Here is a 16,718-nt window from a genome sequence, read left to right as displayed (position 1 = left end):
GTATCGGCAATTATCCTGAACTTCTTTGCGCCTCGGTGTCTTATCGGGTTCATTCAATCCGTAAAATAGAATAACAAGTAGGTAGCCGAATAGTTCGTACGCCAATAAAGCTTAAAGACGATACCCTATAAACTACTAAAAAGCAGTCTCACGCAGAATGTGCATCGCGATGGCGATCCTATCGTGTGGACACATTTTAATAGTTTATAAATAGAGCAAGACCGCTGGTGAGATATTTAGATGTGCACGCTTTCCAATAATCATCGAAACAGATGAATAAAGTGTTGTCTAATTGCATATTTTCCACTTTTTTCAATCGATAAAAAAGTGGAGCAAAAAATCTTTTTCCGCCGAAAGGTGAATTCCGCCGCCAGTTTCGCGCCCGGGCTGCGGCGGAACCGAACCAATCTGCGCTACAGGCCTGGTTATGACACCTTCCTGCAGTTCTATTTTTGAAAAGTCGCTTGCGGCGTCAAAACCGCCATTCCGCTTGATTTGTCCTTTCACTGTCCGGCGGAACCCCCTTCTAAGCCGCATCCGTTCGGAACAAACAACTGTTTTTCATCGGGGGTATTTCTTTTACGTAATTGCAACTTCGGGAATCAACGGATCCAGGGCGCCTATTTTTTGCCCAACGGATGTTTTGTATTCAGACAAATTATGCAGGGAAAAAATCAGCGCAATGAAGACTGAACAACAATCAGACAGCGGGGCTTCGACCAACCCCTTCAAAAAGGCCTTGTTGCTACTTTTCGTAATGTAGGTTCGCGTGCGTGGCCGGTCAAACGGCCGGAGGCGTTCGTTTGACCCTGCCCTTTTTGCGCTACTTTTTGGGCGAGCAAAAAGTAGAAAAATATAAAAGCAACATTTTGTGTCCACACGACAGGATGGCAATTGGGAGCCATGGCGAGGCGCAGATGCATTTATAGCTTGTTCTTCTGCGGCAGTCAGCGTCCAGAAAGCTTTCGGTATACAGGAAACTTATACCGGATAAGGATAATGTCAGGCATAAAAAAATCCCCCGCGGAAAACAGGGGATTTGAATTGAAATAAGCTATTGTTATTTTTTTCCGGAATCTTTGGCCGTTTTACCGCTGTCGGCAGCTTTGGCCGGGGCTGACGGAATGCCTGGCAATTCCTGGACCGGAGATTTTTCATTCTTTTTCAAAGGATCGTAATGCTGCTCAATAGCATCAGCCGCTGCGCCTGCAATTTGATTTAGCGGATCATCGAGAGACTGGAAGCCCTGATAATAATCCGGTTTTTCGGCTTTCAGGTAATTGTAATAATTCTGCTGATCGTTGATGTCCTTTCTAACGCCTGCGATCACTTTTCTTGCCCTATCCAGCTTGCCGGCTTTATAATAGGCTTCCGCCAGTATGAGGCCGATCTGATCGTGTTGGTTATAATGGCTCACCATACCATACGGCAGGTTTTCCGGCAAAATACCTGCTTCGGCTTTGTTTAACAATTTAATGGCTTCTTCTTTCCTGCCTGCGTCTGCGAGGTTGCCGGCGGCTTCAGCAAAAATGCTGCGGATATTCAGCAGGGATTGCCGGTTTACTTCATCAAAATATACACCGGATTTGTCGGCACCTCCGAATTCGTATTTGGTGAGCAGGTTTTTGTATATAGCATCCAGGTTATTATCCCTGATAGAAGTGCCTCCTGCATGCAACTGGCGATATACCTGGTCGGTAACCCAGTTGGCCTGAGGGGCTTTTGTAACAACCGGCACAAAGCGGTAAGATAAGCCGTCTTTTCTTAAGTATTGACCAAAGCCCAGGTTCCCAATGGGCGTTGTTAAATAAATGGGCCGCTTCCATTGGTTGGAGGCTATGATGGCCAGCATGATCAGGTCATTACGCTGGATGCCGGAGGTACCTTGCGGGATCTCAAAAGGCACTTGCGCTAAAATGCTGTCGCCAGCGGTTGCCGTACCATTTTTTAAAACCAGGGCTTTATCCACCGGAATAAAGAATCGCCTTATGGGCAGATAGTTGGAGCCTACATCGCGTTTGGTTTCCGGATCTTCGGCACGTGCACCCACAACGGTTTTGATCACATCATAAAGCGGGTAGAAATTATTGGGATCGATATTTTGCCCGGGTTGTGGCTGGGTAAAACGCAGGTATTCCCGGTTATGCCCTTCTATTTGTTCCGGGGTCAGGATCACGTTAACAGAATCTGCATCGTTGATCTTATACCGGAGCTGGTTAATATACCAATCGATCCCCAGCAGGCTGGTATTGATGATGCGGATATCCGGACGCACATTTTCCACTTCCTGGGCATACCACAGCGGATAGGTATCGTTATCACCAAAGGTGAACAGGATCGCGTTGGGTGCGCAGCTTTCCAAGTAATCTTTTGCAATGTCCGGGGCCAGCGTTTTTTTACTGCGGTCGTGGTCATTCCATTCCTGCTGTGCCATCAGCGCCGGGGCTATAATACAAAGAATTGCAGTAGCTATATTGGCCATTTTCATATTCGTCCCTTTGCCCGAAACGGCCTGTGCAATAAATGTAACAAGGTAGAGCACGGCAATATAAATTATAGTAGCTACGAGGCTGGCAATGATAACACCCGAGAAAGAGCTGGACATACTGCTGAGCGCTGTAATAAGGAAGGCAGCAGAACTACCGTATATCAATAACTTCTGGAAACCTTCCTTGTCTTCCGGCTCCAGCACGCTCCTGATAAAAGCAACCACTGCCAACCCGATCCATACCGCAAAGGCATAAAAAGACCCTACATAAGCATAATCCCGCTCACGGGGCTGATTGCCCGGCTGGTTGAGGTAGATCACAATGGCCATACCCGTGAAGAAAAACAGCAGGAAGGTTACCACCCAGTCTTTCCTGTTTTTCAGGTATTGGTAAACAAAGCCGATGATGCCCAATACGAAAGGCAACATATAAAAAGTATTATGCGCCTTATTATTTTTTAAACTATCCGGCAGTTTGCTTTGGTCGCCCAGGCGGGCATTGTCCATTATGGAGATACCGGATATCCAGTTACCATCTCTTTTGTTCCCAAAGCCCTCCAGGTCGTTTTGTTTGCCGGCGAAATTCCACATGAAATAACGCATATACATCCAACTGGTTTGATAACTCATAAACCAGTTGATATTATCCATGTAACTCGGCGCGCCATAAGAACCCTGCCCCGTATTGGGATCGGGCTTGGCCAGCCCCAGCCAATCGGCATAAAAATCAGCATGCCCCTGGTCGTTGCTGGAATCCCATACCCGCACAAAGAGCTGTTTGTCGGAGCTTTTATAGCGAATAGAGCGATCCCGCCCGATGGGAATATAGTTGTTGTCCCCTTTTACATATTTCATCTCGCCCAGGTCCAGATAACTTCCATTTTCGTCCACATCCGGCTCTGCGGCATAATGGGCACCATATAATAAAGGTTGAGTGCCGTATTGCTCGCGGCTGAGGTAATAAACCAGGTTGATCGGGTTATCGACATTGTTCATGTCAATTGCAGGATTCGCATTACTGCGGATCATGTTGGTGAAGTACATAAAGTACCCCAGCATCATAAAGGAGAAACACCACAGAAAGAGTTTGAAGATCTTTAAGGCAGCAGGCTTAATAAAATAGCCCAGCACGCCCCCGATGATCAGCAATAAAACGATCTTGGGCACGGCCATGGTACCACTGCCAAAGGCAAAGGGTAAAAAGGCCAATGTAAAGAATAAAGCCGTCCACACCAGGATCTTATTTTTGGAAACGTCTGGCTTAAAGCCAATACCCCAGGCAATCAAAGCAGCAATTAAGATAAAGTAGAAAGTAAATCCGGAGAAGAAGGGCAATCCAAAACTGTTGACGAAGAAAATATCAAAAAGCCCGGCCGCTTTCATGCTATACTGGATCACCGCTAATTGCACCACACCGGTGATCAAACATCCTACAAGGAATGCAATGACGCCGCTTTTAACGGTTACCTTATACCGGCGATAGAAATAGATCATCACAATGGCCGGGATCGTGAGCAGGTTTAACAGGTGCACACCGATCGACAGCCCCATCATGAAGAAAAGGAATACGATCCAGCGATCGGCCCTTGCTTTTTCATATTCATCAACAGCCATTTCATCGGCATATTCCCATTTAAGCATACACCAGAAAACAAGCGCGGTAAAAAAGGAGGAGCTGGCATACACTTCGCCTTCTACAGCACTGTACCAAAAGGAATCGGTAAAGGTGTAGGCAAGCGCCCCAACGATACCTGCTGTCATTACGGTAAAGATCTGCTGGCCGGTAAGTCCGGTGCCGGTTTTTACAAACATTTTACGCGCAAAATGAGTGATCGTCCAAAAAAGGAAAAGGATCGTACAACTGCTCATTAAGGCGCTCATAAAGTTTACCGCATTGGCCGCCGTTATCGCTTTATCGCCAAAAAGTATAATAAAAAAACGGCCCAACAGGCTGAACATGGGAGCGCCGGGCGGGTGCGCCATTTGGAGCTTATAAGCAGTGGATACAAATTCTCCACAATCCCAAAGGGAGCCGCGGGCTTCACGTGTGGTAGCATAAGTAATGGTGGCAATAAGAAAAACCACCCATCCGGTGAGGTTGTTTACTTTTTTGAAATTCATTTTAACGCGTCTTTTTTCGATGTTCGCAAAAATAGGGATAAACGGTTCATTTTAGTTGATTGCCAGTGAGTATTACATTTATTTTATAAGAGCCGGATAACGGGCTAAAAACAGGCTTTACCGCACCCGGTACGGATTGTGATACCAGGTGGCATTTATTTCCTGAACAAAATCCTCGATCTGCCGGTCAAAGCTGTTCTTCCGGATGTCATAATCCTGTTTAAGACTTCCCCCATAAAAGAAGGCCACGGTCTGATACAGGCGCGCATTGAGTCCCCCCTTATATTCTTTTATTATTTCATAGCAGTCGGCGCCCGTCTGGCGGTAGATCAGCTTCATTAACACCTTTCCCTGGTAAACGGAAAGATTGCTTAACGGATCGCCAAATTTCTTTTTCAGTTCCTGTTCCCGCGATTTTATAATGGCCTTACGTGCGCTTTTATCAGCAACTCCCTGTAATTGCCTGCTGATATTGTCAATAACTGCCGATGCCGTTAATGCGTAAGGGTAGCAAACGTACACGGCATTGCGCAACCGGTTCCATTCCTGTTTTATTTTTTCCAGCTTGTCGGGTGGCAGTTTCGATACCCAGATATTTTGCTCTTCCGTATAGGGCATCATTTTAAAAGAATCGTAATTGGGCCCATACCAGATCGCGGCAACTTTAGTGGAATCGCGGGGTCCCCAATCCTTCATGATCTCCTGCATCGTAGGCATGGGAGGAACGCGCACGGTGTCGGCGGTTTGCGCCTGAGCCGTGTTCTCAAAAGCAGCCGGCAACAAAAAGAATCCTGCCAATATGATCAGGTATAGGTATTGTTTCTTCAATACTCAAATTTACTATTGGTACATTCAATTTGACAAGGTAACCATTCCCAATGGCATTTTAGATTGTTAATGTTTACTTAATTTATAAGCACGAATGCTGGATGCTTGAATTCTGGTTCCTGGATATCCAGCATCGGGCATCCAGTATCAAACATCAGCAGCAAAGAATTGACGTTCCGCCCGAAATGATTTACTTTTTGTGCCGGGCGGCCAATACTTCCAAAACGTCATTCAATTCAAAGCCCTTGGCCTGCAATAATACCAGGTAGTGGAATAGCAGATCGGCAGCTTCTCCCAGGAACAGGTCTTTATTATCATCTTTTGCTTCAATAACGATCTCAACCGCTTCCTCGCCCACTTTTTGGGCAATTTTATTGATTCCCTTTGCGAAAAGTGAGGCGGTATAAGATTTTTCGGTAGGATTATTCCTGCGATCCCGGATCACTTTTTCCAGTTCCTGTAATGAAAAGCGGTCATTGGCTTTTCCAAAACAACTGATGTCCCCCGTATGGCAGGTGGGGCCTTGTGGTTCGGCCTTAATAAGTAAGGTATCTGCATCGCAATCTTCGAGGATCTCTTTTACCAGGAGGAAGTTATTGGATGTTTCGCCTTTTGTCCAGAGACGTTGCTTGTTCCGGCTGAAAAAAGTAACTTTTCCTTCCTTTTTGGTTTTTTCCAATGCTTCGGCATTCATGAATCCCAGCATCAGTACCTGTTGTGTGGCAGCGTCCTGTATAATTACGGGAGCCAGCCCGTCTGTATATTTTGAAAAGTCGATCATGTTTTACTATTTAAGGTCTGAAATTTGACGCAATATTACAATGAAGTTGTTTAAACTTTTATAGAAACAATGTTGAACCCGGTGCTCCCGCTGATTTTAAGCAGATCTAATACACCGCTGATATCCGCAGATTGATTTTCTGCGAAAATCTGCGGTGATCCGCGGGAAATGCAAAGGAATTTGAAAGTCCAAATAACTTCAATAGCAAATAAATTACAGTCTAATGGGAATATTGCTTTCTTTTAAATAATTTTTTAAGGCGCCGATCTCGATTTCCCTGAAATGAAAGATACTGGCCGCCAGGGCCGCGTCTGCCGCGCCTTCCTCAAATACGGCTTTAAAATGCCCCAGGGTGCCGGCGCCTCCGGAGGCGATTACCGGAACCGGCAATGCCTCGCTGATCCGGCGGGTAATATCCAGGGCAAATCCTTTTTTGGTGCCATCGTTTTCCATTGATGTTAAAAGGATCTCTCCGGCGCCAAGGTCGGTAACTTTTTTGGCCCAGTCGGTTGCTTCCAGATCGGTGGCATTTCTGCCGCCGTGCGTGACCACTTTCCAGGTGCCGTTAAACAGCTTTATGTCGATGGCTACAACTACGCACTGGCTGCCGAAGTTCTTCGCCAGATCGCTTACCAACTGCGGATCTCTTACGGCGGAAGTGTTTACCGAGATTTTATCGGCGCCGTGTTCCATTAACACGGATACATCGTCAATCGTGTTAATACCTCCGCCTACGGTAAAAGGGATATTGATATGTGTGGCGATCTTGCGAACCAGTTCGGCAAGCGTTTTTCTTTTATCTACCGTGGCGGTTATATCCAGGAACACGAGCTCGTCGGCTCCTTCGGTGCAGTAGCGCATCGCCAGCTCCACCGGATCTCCCGCATCTCTCAATTGTAAAAAGTTGGTCCCTTTTACGGTACGTCCGTCTTTAATGTCGAGGCAGGGGATGATTCTTTTTGCGAGCATGAGAATTTAGATTTCTGATTTTTTATTTGATATTTCTGATTAGTTCCGATCCTTAAACTTTTGTCCTTTTATTGACGTTCTATTCAGGTAGCCAATGAACCCCGCTATATTCGCCGAAAGCCTATCGTAGCTTTCATACAGCTCTGTGAAAAAATCTTCTGTTATATATTGCTGATCCTTTGCCCGGTGGAGTTGCGATTTCACTTCCCCACACGATCCTTTGGCAAAGCCCAGGAAATTGATGAATTCAAGTCTCGAGGACCGTTCAAATCCTTCTGCAATATTGTCCATAATTGAACCAGAGGCTGCGCGGATCTGGTCTTTGAAACGAAAATCCTTATAAAATTCCCCGATAGTGGATTCTGTAAAGATTTTCAGCGAAAGTTTTTCGGCAATCTGCCATATTTCCAGATCTTCAAATTTCTTGATGGTGCTCATAATTTCAAATTAGAAATTGAAAAGTAGAAATTATTTGCTTATTTATTAAATAGATTTAGTTCTTTAAGACTGATCCGTCCTTCATATATGGCTTTCCCTACAATCGCCCCGCTGCAGCCAATGGCTTTAAGATCTTCCAGGTCTTTGATGCTGCTGACGCCGCCGCTGGCGATCAGCTTTAGCTCGGTTACCTCGTTGAGTATCTTTTTATAAAGCTCGTTGGAGCTGCCTTGCAAAAGCCCGTCTTTGCTGATATCGGTACAGAAAAATTGTTGGATGCCCTTAGTGCGGTAATGTTTCAGAAAGTTGAAGATATTGATATCAGTCGCTTCGGTCCAGCCCTTGATCATTATTTTTTCATCAAGTACATCGGCGCCTAAAATGAATTTTTCAACACCGAATTGTGTCAGCCAATCCTGGAACACTACCGGCTTTTTAACAGCCATGCTGCCGATAGCAGCATAAGCAGCACCGGAATCCAAAGCGATCTGTACATCCTTTTCACTGGAAATGCCGCCGCTGAAGTCGATAGCGAGTTTTGTTTTTCCGGCAATCGTTTCCAATACGTTCCAGTTGCGCACAGCGCCGGCTTTTGCACCGTCGAGGTCTACCAGGTGCAGTCTTTTTAAACCGGCATCTTCAAACTGAAGGGCTACTTCCAGGGGATTTTCGTTATATACTTTTTTTTGGTTGTAATCGCCTTTACTTAGTCGTACAGCCTTACCTTCTATGATATCTATTGCGGGGATAATCTCCATTTATTTTATTTGCTTTATAGTATTATTCTTTAATAATGAGGTCAACTGACTGATCGCGGCCTGGTTAAGTTTAATTAACCGATCGTTTTGGGGCAACCCCATTTTGATAAACTCAGCATTCAGTCCTTCGAGGTTGGCCAGCACCAATAACTGCTCGATCGTTGCCTGATCTCTTATGTTTCCTTCTAATGTTCTGTTTTGTTCCCTCCATTGTTTAGCCGTAACTCCGAATAATGCCATATTTAATACATCGGCTTCATGGGCGTAGATAATGGCGGCCTGTTCTTTAGTAATGCTTTTTGGGATGATATTTTCCTTAATAGCATCAGTAAGAATACGGTAATTGAGTTTTGAAAGGGTTCTGTTCAGGTTCCAGTTCAACGAAAGCCGGCTATTCTCTTCATTTTTTAACCGTTTGTAGTCTTTAATAATATACAACTTGAACTCAGGAGAAATCCAGGAAGCAAATTCAAAAGCGATATCTGTATGGGCAAAAGTACCACCATAACGACCTGATCTGGCGGTGATTCCAATAGCGTTTGTAGCTTCTATCCATTTTTGAGGCGACAAAGCAAAGGCATTCATGCCAGCTTTTTTTCTAAACCCGTCGAATTCGACGGGTTTAAAATTTGGGTTGTGTAACTGCTCCCAAAGCCCCAGAAACTCGATCGTGTCTCTTGTTCTGAGCCAATTGCGAATAACATCATTTGGCTCATCGCTTTTATACCGGGCAATATCCGTAAGCGATATATACTCGTTTTTAAAGTCTTCCGTGTAGATCGCAATTTCAAGCCCGTTGGCATGAATGGTATCTTTTGTTTGTTGAGCTGCCATCGTTTATTTTTTAGTGTTCTTCAATGGCTCAAAGTTCTAAAAAATTTTTGAGTACCTGCTCCCCGGCGTCGGCACTTTTCTCGGGATGAAATTGCACACCATAGAAGTTGTCCCGATGGAGCGCGCTGCTGAATTCCGTTGCATAATTTGTTGTTGCAATGGTGTGCGGATTTAATACAGCATAATAGCTATGCACGAAATAGCACCAGGCATCAGCGGGTACTTTTTTGAAAAGGGGATTTTCTTTAGTGTGAATGCGGTTCCAACCCATTTGGGGGATCTTCAATTCCTCACTGACGAATTTTTTAACCGGCACATCAAAAATACCCAGGCAAGAAGTATCGTTTTCTTCACTGTGCGCACATAATAATTGCATGCCCAGGCAAATGCCCAACAACGGCTGACGGGCCTCACGGATCAGTTGATCCAGCTTGCGCTCTTTCAGATAATTCATCGCCGTGCTGGCTTCACCCACGCCGGGAAAAATAATTTTGTCGGCCGATCGGATCGCTTCCAAATCGTCTGTAACAGTGGCCTGCACACCGATACGCTCTAAGGCAAATAACACGGATTGGATATTGCCTGCATTATATTTTATGATTACTGTATTCATTTATCGTTTATCGTTTGACGTTTATCGTTTAAGGTTCAACGTCAAACATCAAACCTCAAACAAGAAACGATTCTACAATATTCCTTTCGTGCTGGGCAACTGATCATTGCCCGGTGTCCGTTTAATAGCCATTTTGATAGCCTTGGCAAGGCCTTTGAAAATAGCTTCGATTTTGTGATGCTCATTTTCGCCTTCGGCTTTTATGTTCAGGTTCATCCGTGCACCATCACTAAGCGATTTAAAGAAATGATAAAACATTTCGGTAGGCATTTCGCCGATCTTTTCGCGTTTAAAGGGTGCGTCCCATACCAGCCAGGGACGGCCGCCAAAATCCAATCCCACCTGCACCAGTGCATCATCCATGGGCAGGTAAAAACCGTAGCGCTCAATGCCGGCCTTGTTGCCCAAAGCCAGATGCAGCGCTTCGCCCAGGGCGATGGCCGTATCTTCAATGGTATGATGTTCGTCAATATGCAGATCGCCTTTGGTCACAATGCTTAAGTTCATCCCGCTGTGGCGGCCCAACTGGTGCAGCATATGATCAAAAAATCCAAGGCCGGTATCAATATGGCACTGGCCGGTTCCGTCCAGGTCAATGTCGATGGTGATCTTAGTTTCATTGGTATTCCGCACATGATGCACTACCCGCGATTTTAGCTGAAGCAGTGCATAAATATCCTGCCAGTTGGTGGTCTTTAATGCAATGATGGATTCAAGTTCTTTTACAGAATCAGCGATTTCAGCAGCCCCCAGCGTTTCATCCTGTACCAGCCAGATGCCTTTGCAGCCGAGGTTTTTAGCCAGTTGAATATCGGTGATCCGGTCGCCGATCACAAAGGAACCGTCCAGGTCATAGTCAGGGTTGTTGATATATTTTGTAAGCATCCCGGTGCCTGGTTTACGGGTGGGGGCGTTTTCTTCCGGGTAGGTTTTGTCAATGAACACTTCGGCAAAATGAATGCCGTCGGCTTCCAGGTTCCGCATTACCAGGTTTTGTGTAGGCCAGAAGGTTTCCTCCGGGAAATTTGCCGTACCCAGGCCATCCTGGTTGGTAACCATGACCAATTCATAATCCATTTCCCGCGCTATTTTACCCAGCCAGGTAAACATGCCGGGGTAAAAGGTTACTTTATCGATCGAGTCCAGTTGATAAGTAGGCGGCGCTTCGTAAATCAGCGTGCCGTCCCTGTCTATAAATAATACTTTTTTCATTGTTTGTTTTTAGAGCAGACCTGTCAGGTTTTAAAAACCTGACAGGTCTTGTTTACCCCTGATAGTCTTTCAACGTTTTCATCAATGCCTTATTTTCCTCAACCGTGCCCACCGTAATCCGCAAACAGTCTGCACAACCCGGAACCGAACTACGGTTGCGGACAATGATACCTTTCTGCTGAAGATAACTAAAGATCGCATTAGCGCCGGTCATTTTTACCAGCAGGAAATTGGCATCAGAAGGATATACTTTTTGTGTGAAAGGCAATTGCTGCAATTCTTTTTCCAGCCAGCCGCGTTGTTCAATGCAGTCGCGGGTCCAGGCGTTTACCTGGTCTACATTTTGTAAGCCTTGCAAGGCCAGTTCCTGCGTGGCAATATTTATATTATAAGGATATTTTACGTTGTTCATCAAATGGATAATCTCCTTGCTTGCAAAGGCTAGTCCCAGGCGCAATGCCGCCAGTCCCCAGGCTTTGGAAAGGGTCTGCAGCACTACCAGGTTGGGATGGTCTGTCAGTTGCAGCGACCAGGTTTTTTGTCTGGCGTAGTTAATATAGGCTTCGTCCACCACCACGATGCCATCAAAATTGTTCAGGATGATCTCAATGTCCTGCCGGTTAATACTGTTGCCGCTGGGATTGTTGGGAGAACAGATGAAGAGGATCTTGGTATATTCATCCACCGCATCGGCAATGGCCTGTATATCCATCTGGAAACCGGCATTCAGCGGCACTTCCTTAACCTTTATATTATTAATAGCGGCAGCCACACCATACATGCCATAGGTGGGAGGAAGGGTAATGATATTGTCGAACCCCGGTTCACAAAAAATACGGATCAACACATCAATGGCTTCGTCGCTGCCATTGCCGGTAAAAATATGTTCAACCGGCATTCCTTTTATTTCGCTGATGCGCTGTTTGAGCTTTGTTTGTACCGGGTCGGGGTACCGGTTCAGCAGTTCCTGTTGCCCGTTTATATCCAATGTTACTGGAGAACCGATCGCATTTTCGTTGGCATCCAGCATTACACTGGCTTCCCCGCTGAATTCGTGCCGGGCCGTAGAGTAGGGGGCGAGGTTCCTGATATTGTCTCTTACCAGATAATCTAAGTTGAAATCCATGATTCCTGTTAATTATTTTTAATTCCTTATTGCTTATTTTTTATTCTAACAGTAACCGCATTGGCATGCGCCTGCAGTCCTTCTGCCTCTGCCATGGTGGTTACCGTGCCGGCGATTGCCTGCAGGCCCTGTACGCTCAATTGCTGGAAGGTGATCTTTTTATAAAAACTATCCAGCGATACGCCACTGTAAGCAGCGGCATAGCCATTGGTGGGCAGGGTATGGTTGGTGCCGCTGGCATAATCACCCACACTTTCGGGGGAATAATTACCAATAAAAACAGATCCTGCAGTGGTAATGCTTTTTAACAGGCGGGTGCTGGTTTTACAGGCCAGGATCAGGTGCTCCGGCGCATAAAAGTCGGAAAGCGCTACCGCCTGCTCCTTGTTTTTTACCAGCACAAAACGTGCATGTGCCAATGCCTTTGCGGCTATGGCATTACGGGGCAACACTTTTAATTGTTGGGTGATAGCGCGCTCCGTCTTTTTGATCAATGCTGCGTTAGTGCTGACGAGGATCACCTGCGAATCGGGGCCATGCTCGGCCTGGGCCAGCAGGTCGGCGGCTACAAAATCCGCCTGGGCTGTTTCATCGGCGATAACTAATACTTCTGAGGGTCCCGCGGGCATGTCGATCGCCACCTTATTTTGCACCAATTGCTTTGCCACGGTCACGTACTGGTTCCCCGGGCCAAAGATCTTAAATACCCGGGGAATGCTTTCCGTGCCATAGGCCATGGCAGCAATGGCCTGGGCGCCGCCTGTCTTAAAGATTTTTGTAATTCCACAAAGGGATGCGGCATAAAGCACTGCAGGGTGCACTTTGCCCTCTTTGTTGCAAGGGGTGCACAGGATCACCTCTTTACACCCTGCGATGCGGGCGGGCAAGCCTAGCATTAACACTGTTGAAAATAAGGGTGCCGATCCTCCCGGAATATACAAACCAACTTTTTCAACCGGCCGGCTTTCACGCCAGCAGGTGACGCCCTTTAGCGGAGTGATTTTTTGTACCGGCTCTTTTTGAGAACGGTGAAAGGCTTCAATATTTTGCTTCGCCTGTTTCAGGGCGGCTTTTAGTTGCGGAGGTACTGCGGCGGCGGCTTGTTTGATCTCCGCTGCGGTTACGGCAAGTTCAGGAAGATCCACGCCGTCAAATTTTTTCGCGAAGGATCTTAATGCCGCGTCTCCCTTTTGCTGCACGTCTTTTATAATGCCGCTTACCACCGGCAAGATCTGCTGCGCATCCTGCACCGGACGGCGGCAGATCTCCGGCCAAAGTTCAAAAGATGGATATTTGTAAAGTTTCACTTTGTTATGTTTGATGTCTGACGTTTGACGTCTGATGTTTCACGTTGTATTACATAAATTTCATGTCCAATCTAAATGCCCCATTGACTATTCATCATTGACCATTGCCGTTACTCAATCATCTTCTCAATCGGGATGATCAATATCCCTTCGGCGCCGGCCGCTTTCAGTTTTTCGATCACGTTCCAGAAGTCGGACTCACTGATCACCGAGTGCACCGAGCTCCAGCCTTCCTTGGCCAGGGGAATGATCGTAGGGCTGTTGATGCCCGGCAAATAGGCGCAGATCTTTTCAATGCTTTTATTGGGCGCGTTCAGCAGCACATACTTATTGTATTTGGCTTTTTTTACCGCGCGGATACGGAATAATAATTTCTCCAGCAGTTGCTTGCGTGCCGGACTTAATTTTTTACCCGAGATCAACACCGCTTCTGACTTCAGAATGGTTTCAAATTCGTACAGTTCATTGCTGAACAAGGTGCTGCCGGAGCTCACCAGGTCGCAGATAGCATCGGCCAGACCAATGCGGGGGGCAATTTCTACTGAGCCGCTGATTACATGAATGTCGGCTTTTATTTTATTTTGTTTTAACCACTTGTTAAGAATGAAAGGATAGCTGGTGGCAATTTTCATCCCGTCCAGGTCTTTGATGGCCAATTTTTTCCGGGTCTTGGGCAATGCAATGGAAAGGCGGCATTTACCATAGCCCAGGCGCTCCACGATATCGGTGGCTTTGTTTTTCTCGAGCATCACATTTTCCCCTACAAAACCAATGTCGGCCACTCCGTCCTGTACGTATTCGGGAATGTCGTCATCCCTCAAAAACAAAATCTCGGCGTCAAAATTTTCCGCATTGATCTTGAGCTGGTTGTTGCCATTGGGCACCCCGATGCCACATTCTTTCAACAGCTTTAACGAGTCTTCACTGAGCCTCCCTGATTTTTGAACTGCGATCCTTAATTTTTCCTGCATAGCTATATTTTTTTAAAATAAAAAAGGCTTACACTGCTGTAAGCCTTTTCCTATAAATTGATACATAGCATCACCGGGCTTACTTTGGTAAGTCTGTAAAATGATGATGGGTATGTATTAAATTTTTCATTGCGGTGCAAATATATAAAAATATATTATTGATCTGTTTTTTTGTGGCAAAATTTTGAAGCTGAAATTTAGCCACAGGAAAAAAATGCCCTATCTTTAAATTTTAAACAGGATACATGTTACAACTTACCAAGCCCCTTGCATTTATTGACCTGGAAACCACCGGAGTAAATCCGGGCGCAGACCGTATCGTAGAAATCGCTATAATAAAATTGCTGCCCGATGGAACCCGGTCCGTGAAAAGAAAACTGATCAACCCGGGCATTCCAATTCCCCCGGCTAATTCAGAAATCCACGGTATTACGGATGATATGGTAAAGGATGCACCTTCTTTTGTACAGGCGGCGCAGGAGCTGAAGCAGGTGCTGGACGGTTGCGACCTGGCGGGATATAATTCAAACCGGTTCGATATTCCTTTGCTTGTTGAAGAATTTATGCGTGCGGGGGTTGATTTTGATATGAAAGGGCGCAAACTGGTGGATGTACAAAACGTATTTCATAAAATGGAACAACGTACCCTAAGCGCTGCCTATAAATTTTATTGCAATAAAAGCCTGGATGGGGCGCATTCTGCGGAAGTGGACGCCACCGCAACCTGCGAAGTGCTGCTGGCGCAATTGGTACGGTATCCCGAACTGGGAACTACCATTGACACCATTAATAAAGCGATAGGCGAGGAACCAATTGTTGATTTTGCCCGCCGTTTTGTAATGGATAACGGGGTGGAAGTATTTAACTTTGGAAAATATAAAGGCCGGGGTGTGGCAGATGTGCTAAAGGCAGAGCCCCAGTACTACGATTGGATGATGAAAGGCGATTTCCCGCAACATACCAAACAAAAACTTACAGAAATTTTTACCAGGAGTAAACTAAAGAAGAGCTAACGGTTGATTTGATTTTCTAATTGAATAAATGTTTAGTGGAGAAGATAGTAATTATACCAACCTATAATGAACGGGAAAATGCAGAGTTGATCATCAGGGCGGTAATGGAATTGCCGGGTGATTTTCATGTATTGATCGTGGATGACGGGTCGCCGGATGGAACGGCAGATATCGTCAGAAAGCTGCAACAGGAATTTGCCGGTCGCTTGTTCCTGGAAGAACGGAAAGGAAAGTTAGGGTTGGGTACCGCTTATATACATGGATTTAAATGGAGTTTGGATCAAGGGTATCAATATATATTTGAGATGGATGCCGACTTTTCCCATAATCCCAAGGATTTAGTACGTTTATATGAAGCTTGTGTAAACGGAGCGGACCTTGCTATCGGCAGCCGTTATGTAAAGGGCGGCGGGGTAGTGAACTGGCCGGCGGACCGTATTTTTATTTCGAAGGGCGGGTCCTTATATACGCGGCTGATCACCTGGATGCCCATTAAAGATCCCACTGCGGGATTTATTTGCTACACTGCAAAAGTGCTTAATGCCATCAATTTTGATAACATCAATTTTGTGGGTTATGCCTTCCAGATCGAAATGAAATATGCCGCCTGGAAGCTGGGTTTTACCGTTAAAGAAGTACCCATCATTTTCCAGGACCGCACCAAAGGACAATCAAAAATGAATAAGGGGATTTTAAAGGAGGGTATATTCGGAGTATTGAATCTTCGCTGGCAGAGCTTATTTAAAAAGTATAGAAAAAAGGTTTCAAGTGTTTGATTTATTTGCTATTATAAAATTTTATGTATAGTAAAAATGAAGCTTCTTTGTTGAAAAAGGAATTTTGGACAGCTTTTGGAACCTATATGAAACCGATCCCCAGCGCCAGCGGCCAATTTATAAACTGGGTTAATTACAAGACGGGCATTAAGCATCTGTACTTCCGGGCGGATGTCACCAAGCGGCAGGCCAGTGTATCCGTAGAAATAGTACATTCAGACAATGAGGAACGGGCGACCCTGTTTGAAAAATTAAGTATGGTTCAGTCGTTGTTTGCAGCAACAACAAGTGGCGAATGGTTCTGGCAGCCGGAAGTATATGACGAGAACGGTCAGCCCATTTCCCGGATCATCATCGTAAAGGAAAATCTCAATATCTTTAATAAGGCGGACTGGCCGGGGATCATTTCTTTTCTTAAAGAACAACTGACTGGTCTGGACGCTTTCTGGATATTGGTTAAAGATAGTTTTGAAGTATAAAAAA

Annotated in this window: 15 protein-coding genes; 3 read left to right on the top strand and 12 right to left on the bottom strand. The window is 45.6% G+C overall.

What is annotated here, in order from left to right; genetic code table 11:
- Positions 1–1,060: 1,060 nt before the first annotated feature.
- The 12 genes from NIASO_RS05810 to hisG all read right to left on the bottom strand — a co-directional run bounded on the left by NIASO_RS05810 (position 1,061) and on the right by hisG (position 14,446).
- Positions 1,061–4,609, bottom strand: coding sequence for a DUF2723 domain-containing protein (locus tag NIASO_RS05810; protein ID WP_008582701.1), 3,549 nt, complete (start codon positions 4,607–4,609; stop codon positions 1,061–1,063).
- Positions 4,610–4,726: 117 nt separating this feature from the next.
- Positions 4,727–5,437, bottom strand: coding sequence for a DUF4294 domain-containing protein (locus NIASO_RS05805; RefSeq protein ID WP_008582702.1), 711 nt, complete (start codon positions 5,435–5,437; stop codon positions 4,727–4,729).
- A gap of 190 nt (positions 5,438–5,627) precedes the next feature.
- Entirely contained in the window at positions 5,628–6,218 is a 591-nt protein-coding gene (hisIE, locus tag NIASO_RS05800; RefSeq protein WP_008582703.1) for a bifunctional phosphoribosyl-AMP cyclohydrolase/phosphoribosyl-ATP diphosphatase HisIE, read from the bottom strand.
- A 213-nt stretch (positions 6,219–6,431) separates the two neighbouring features.
- A complete protein-coding gene (hisF, locus tag NIASO_RS05795) occupies positions 6,432–7,187 on the bottom strand; it encodes an imidazole glycerol phosphate synthase subunit HisF (protein WP_008582705.1) in 756 nt (251 codons plus the stop codon).
- A 39-nt stretch (positions 7,188–7,226) separates the two neighbouring features.
- Positions 7,227–7,625 (bottom strand): four helix bundle protein, encoded by a 399-nt coding sequence (locus NIASO_RS05790; protein ID WP_008582707.1) that lies wholly within the window; start codon positions 7,623–7,625, stop codon positions 7,227–7,229.
- Positions 7,626–7,663: 38 nt separating this feature from the next.
- Positions 7,664–8,383 carry a 1-(5-phosphoribosyl)-5-[(5-phosphoribosylamino)methylideneamino]imidazole-4-carboxamide isomerase gene (gene hisA, locus NIASO_RS05785; RefSeq protein ID WP_008582709.1) on the bottom strand — a complete coding sequence of 240 codons (720 nt, stop codon included), beginning with the start codon at positions 8,381–8,383 and terminating at the stop codon, positions 7,664–7,666.
- Positions 8,384–9,217 carry a KilA-N domain-containing protein gene (locus tag NIASO_RS05780; RefSeq protein WP_008582710.1) on the bottom strand — a complete coding sequence of 278 codons (834 nt, stop codon included), beginning with the start codon at positions 9,215–9,217 and terminating at the stop codon, positions 8,384–8,386.
- Positions 9,218–9,245: 28 nt separating this feature from the next.
- Positions 9,246–9,830 (bottom strand): imidazole glycerol phosphate synthase subunit HisH, encoded by a 585-nt coding sequence (gene hisH / locus NIASO_RS05775; protein WP_008582712.1) that lies wholly within the window; start codon positions 9,828–9,830, stop codon positions 9,246–9,248.
- A gap of 72 nt (positions 9,831–9,902) precedes the next feature.
- On the bottom strand, positions 9,903–11,042 hold the full coding sequence (gene hisB, locus NIASO_RS05770; protein WP_008582714.1) for a bifunctional histidinol-phosphatase/imidazoleglycerol-phosphate dehydratase HisB: 1,140 nt from the start codon (positions 11,040–11,042) through the stop codon (positions 9,903–9,905).
- Between the two features lie 52 nt (positions 11,043–11,094).
- Entirely contained in the window at positions 11,095–12,168 is a 1,074-nt protein-coding gene (hisC, locus tag NIASO_RS05765) for a histidinol-phosphate transaminase (protein WP_008582716.1), read from the bottom strand.
- A 26-nt stretch (positions 12,169–12,194) separates the two neighbouring features.
- The gene (hisD, locus tag NIASO_RS05760) at positions 12,195–13,475 is read right to left on the bottom strand and encodes a histidinol dehydrogenase (protein ID WP_008582718.1); all 1,281 of its coding nucleotides are present in this window, start codon (positions 13,473–13,475) and stop codon (positions 12,195–12,197) included.
- A gap of 110 nt (positions 13,476–13,585) precedes the next feature.
- The gene (gene hisG, locus NIASO_RS05755) at positions 13,586–14,446 is read right to left on the bottom strand and encodes an ATP phosphoribosyltransferase (protein WP_008582719.1); all 861 of its coding nucleotides are present in this window, start codon (positions 14,444–14,446) and stop codon (positions 13,586–13,588) included.
- Positions 14,447–14,691: 245 nt separating this feature from the next.
- On the opposite strand from hisG, the gene NIASO_RS05750 reads away from it, so the two are divergent.
- From NIASO_RS05750 to NIASO_RS05740, 3 genes are read left to right on the top strand one after another with little or no spacing between them, the layout of a single operon-like run.
- Positions 14,692–15,459 (top strand): 3'-5' exonuclease, encoded by a 768-nt coding sequence (locus NIASO_RS05750; protein ID WP_008582720.1) that lies wholly within the window; start codon positions 14,692–14,694, stop codon positions 15,457–15,459.
- 35 nt (positions 15,460–15,494) lie between these two features.
- Entirely contained in the window at positions 15,495–16,235 is a 741-nt protein-coding gene (locus tag NIASO_RS05745) for a polyprenol monophosphomannose synthase (RefSeq protein WP_008582721.1), read from the top strand.
- Positions 16,236–16,258: 23 nt separating this feature from the next.
- On the top strand, positions 16,259–16,714 hold the full coding sequence (locus tag NIASO_RS05740; protein WP_008582722.1) for a DUF4268 domain-containing protein: 456 nt from the start codon (positions 16,259–16,261) through the stop codon (positions 16,712–16,714).
- Positions 16,715–16,718: the final 4 nt, after the last annotated feature.

The sequence above is a fragment of the Niabella soli DSM 19437 genome, from assembly GCF_000243115.2.
GTDB classification, from domain to species: Bacteria; Bacteroidota; Bacteroidia; order Chitinophagales; family Chitinophagaceae; genus Niabella; species Niabella soli.
The sequence above is the reverse complement of the archived record's forward strand: the minus strand, read 5'-3'. Positions and strand labels throughout refer to the sequence as shown.